This window comes from Agriterribacter sp. (assembly GCF_035444585.1).
Taxonomy (GTDB): domain Bacteria; phylum Bacteroidota; class Bacteroidia; order Chitinophagales; family Chitinophagaceae; genus Agriterribacter.
The window spans coordinates 1-3,714 of record NZ_DAOMOZ010000321.1 but is presented as its reverse complement, the minus strand read 5'-3'; the positions used below and the strand labels follow the sequence as shown (position 1 = coordinate 3,714).

Sequence of the window (3,714 nt, the reverse complement as noted above, 5' to 3'; positions counted from 1 at the left end):
TTAAAAATAAAGATGCCATTATACCAGGCGGAAGGATACATAATTTCAGGCATTTTATGGATTTTCCCGAATCGGTTTTTGGGCAAAAAAGTTTACGCAAAAAACCCATCATCCACCCGGCATTTAAAAATGTGAACCGGGTTACCGACATCGTTATACATAGAGATATAATGCTGCATTTTCCCTACCATTCATTTAATGCGGTAATTGACCTGCTAAGGGAAGCGGCAATGGATCCCCATGTGCTTGAAATAAAAATTACGGCATACCGGCTGGCGCCCAATTCCAAAATTGCCAACGCTTTGATCAATGCACGCCGGAATGGTAAAAAAGTGACCGTTATGCTTGAGCTGCGTGCCCGTTTTGATGAGGAAGCCAACTTAGAATGGAAGGAGCGCTTTGAAGACGAAGGTGTGCTGGTATTGCTGGGTGTACCCAATATGAAAGTACACGCCAAGCTATGCGTTATTAAAAAGAAGCAGGGAAATAAGATCATCCAGTATGGCTTTGTAAGCACCGGCAACCTGAATGAAAAAACAGCTCTCCTGTACGGCGACCACTGCCTGCTCACTTCTAACCGCAGCATTATGGCGGATATCCACCGCGTTTTCAATTATTTGCTACAGCCGAAAGCTGGTCTGCATTACCTTAAAGCATGCCGGAGTTTAATGGTCAGCCCCATATTTATGCGAAAGCAGATAACGGCTCTTATTGATCAGGAGATCAGGAATGCAAAAAACGGCACACGGGCCGGCATATTGCTGAAGATGAATTCACTCTCGGATGAAGCCCTGATCAATAAATTGTATGAAGCTGCGGAAAGCGGTGTGGAAATACGTATGATCATAAGAGGCATATGCTGTATGCTTACCGAAAACAAACGATTTAAGACTGCCGTGCAGGCTATCAGTATTGTAGATGAATATCTTGAACACGCGAGGGTAATGATATTTCATAACGGCGGTAAACAAAAAGTGCTTATTTCATCCGCCGATCTGATGGTACGCAACCTCGATCACAGGGTAGAAACTGCAGTATACATTAAAGATCCCACCATTTGCAAAGAGCTCAAAGATATTTTGCTCATACAGCTAAAAGACAATGTGAAGGCACGATGGCTGGATAATGAACTGAGTAACGCCTACGTGAAGATCCCCGGCAAGAAAATAAGATCCCAGATTGAGACCTACAATTATCTTTTTAGCAGGGCTCATACATAAAGTATGCATCTAAGGATGCTTAACCGGATATACAGCATATCAAAGGTGTTTGTTGACAATTGTGGATTTTTATATATTACTCACCCGTAATTATTTAATAATATTGAGGCCCGAATCATTCATACAATTATACCATATTGAAATTAGCCGCTATTGATATTGGAAGTAACGCTGCCCGGTTACTGCTCAGTGAAGTGAAAATAAGCGATAACGGAAAACCGGTCTTTAATAAGCTGAACCTGGTAAGAGTACCGCTGAGACTGGGTTTTGATGTGTTTGAAAACAACGAGATCTCCAAAGAAAAAACAGGCATGGTTATGCAAACCATGAAAGCATACCGGCATCTGATGAATGCCTATGGAATTACTCACGTTAAGGCCTGCGCTACTTCGGCTATGCGGGATGCAGGAAATGCTCAGGATATCATCAGGAAAATAAAGCTGGAAACAGGCATCACCATTGAAGTGATCAGCGGCGAGGCGGAAGCCAGCTTTATATATGAAAACCATATCGCCGAAAATATGTCAAAAGACGATGCTTATCTTTACATAGATGTAGGCGGGGGAAGCACAGAACTTACGTTTTTTAGTAACGAAACACTGGTATTTAAGGAATCCTTCAATATCGGAACCATACGATTGTTGAAAAATATGGTAACAGAAGCGCATTGGGAGGGCATGAAAGATTATATAAAATCCAAAACAAAAGGCTACCGCTCTGTTATTGCCATTGGTTCGGGTGGAAACATCAATAAAATATTTTCATTGTCTAAAAAAAAGGAAGGCAAGCCTTTGCCTTTTGAATTGCTGAAAGATTATTATAAAGAACTGAGCGCTTTTACACTGGAGGAACGCATGCGTGTATATAAATTGAGGGAAGACAGGGCTGATGTTATTGTTCCTGCGCTTCTTATATACATCAACGTACTGCGGTGGACAGATGCAAAAGATATTTATGTTCCGAGAATAGGACTTGCTGACGGGTTAATCCAGCACTTATACAAGGAACTAACTACAATTTAACCGTCACAATTATTTTATGAGTGTAAATAAAGAAATCAAACGGGTTACTACCCATACCCTTCAGAAAATGAAAGCCGATGGGAAAAAGATAGCTATGCTTACCGCTTACGATTATTCGTTCGCCAAAACATTTGACGCAGCAGGAATAGACATTTTACTGGTGGGCGACTCCGCCAGTAATGTAATGGCAGGGCATGAAACAACGCTACCGGTAACCCTGGATCAGATGATCTATCACGCTTCATCGGTGGTAAGAGGTGCGAAGCGTTGCCTGGTGGTGGTAGACCTTCCCTTTGGTGCTTATCAGGGCAATTCAAAAGAAGCGCTGAATTCCACGATCCGTATTATGAAAGAAACAGGGGCGCATGCCGTAAAGCTCGAAGGCGGCGAGGAAGTGATAGAGTCCGTTAAAAGAATCATATCGGCAGGCGTTCCGGTTATGGGTCATTTGGGTTTAACGCCTCAGTCTATTTATAAATTCGGCACCTATACCGTAAGGGCCAAAGAAGAAGCGGAAGCCGAAAAGCTCCAGCGCGATGCCAGGCTTCTGGAAGAAACCGGGTGCTTTTCCATAGTGCTGGAAAAGATCCCGGCTTTGCTGGCCAAACTGGTAAGCACAAAGCTCCGTATTCCTACTATTGGCATTGGAGCGGGAGGCGACTGCGACGGGCAGGTATTGGTAATGCATGATATGTTGGGTATTACAAGTGAATTTAAACCGCGCTTTTTGCGGCAATACCTTAATCTTAATGAAGTCATAACCCGGGCCGTACAACAATATATTACCGATGTAAAGGAGGGTGACTTCCCGAATGAAAATGAACAGTATTAAAATTTATTATCTAAAATAAATATTCAGCTATACGCTATAATAGTTTAATTATCAATTTATTGATAGTTTTTATTAATTTTCACTGATCGGCATCCAGAATGTCATAAAGCTTCAGAGCCGGCGTTTGTGCTTTTAGCTTCATGTATAAACTCAAACAATTGGAAGCTACGGCCATCTTTGTATTTATACTCACCGTATCAAAATAAACAGATCGCATCTGCTTTTTTTCCTTTGCTATTACCCGCTCCGCAGTTTTATACCCGCTCGCCATATTCCCTTTATTGGTTTTCTCTGCAAAGATCGCGACGTTGGTAAACCTGGAATTATTGTTCTGAAGTTCCAGTATTTCGCAAACACAAATGCTGGTCGACTTTTTCTTCTTTAATTGGTCCACAAAGGCATCTACTTTAACGCCGTTTTCGCCTAAAATATTAACAGATGCTTTTATAAAGGCGGTCAGGTTAAACTGTTCGGGCTGAACTGCATCGCCATTTGCTTTTGCAGAGGATGCAGTCATGGCTAAAACAATGCACAAGCTGCCAAACCGGGTACGAAATGAATTTGCCATTTTGTTTGATTTAATCAAGTTAACAATACACGGTTTCACACAGTTGGAACCCGATTAAAATCGCCAGGCTTT

At 42.0% G+C, this 3,714-nt stretch carries 4 protein-coding genes; 3 read left to right on the top strand and 1 reads right to left on the bottom strand.

Annotated elements, in window-relative coordinates; all coding sequences use genetic code 11:
* The 3 genes from PLH26_RS20890 to panB all read left to right on the top strand — a co-directional run.
* Positions 1 to 1,220 (top strand): RNA degradosome polyphosphate kinase (locus tag PLH26_RS20890; protein ID WP_324587957.1); only part of this gene is annotated, 1,220 nt, incomplete at its 5' end.
* A 137-nt stretch (positions 1,221 to 1,357) separates the two neighbouring features.
* Positions 1,358 to 2,242 (top strand): Ppx/GppA phosphatase family protein, encoded by an 885-nt coding sequence (locus tag PLH26_RS20885; RefSeq protein ID WP_324587956.1) that lies wholly within the window; start codon positions 1,358 to 1,360, stop codon positions 2,240 to 2,242.
* Between the two features lie 16 nt (positions 2,243 to 2,258).
* Positions 2,259 to 3,074, top strand: coding sequence for a 3-methyl-2-oxobutanoate hydroxymethyltransferase (gene panB, locus PLH26_RS20880; RefSeq protein WP_324587955.1), 816 nt, complete (start codon positions 2,259 to 2,261; stop codon positions 3,072 to 3,074).
* 79 nt (positions 3,075 to 3,153) lie between these two features.
* Here the strand turns inward: panB and PLH26_RS20875 are convergent, their stop codons facing one another.
* Positions 3,154 to 3,642: a hypothetical protein gene (locus PLH26_RS20875; protein WP_324587954.1), complete on the bottom strand. Its 489-nt coding sequence runs from the start codon at positions 3,640 to 3,642 to the stop codon at positions 3,154 to 3,156.
* Between the last annotated feature and the right edge of the window lie 72 nt (positions 3,643 to 3,714).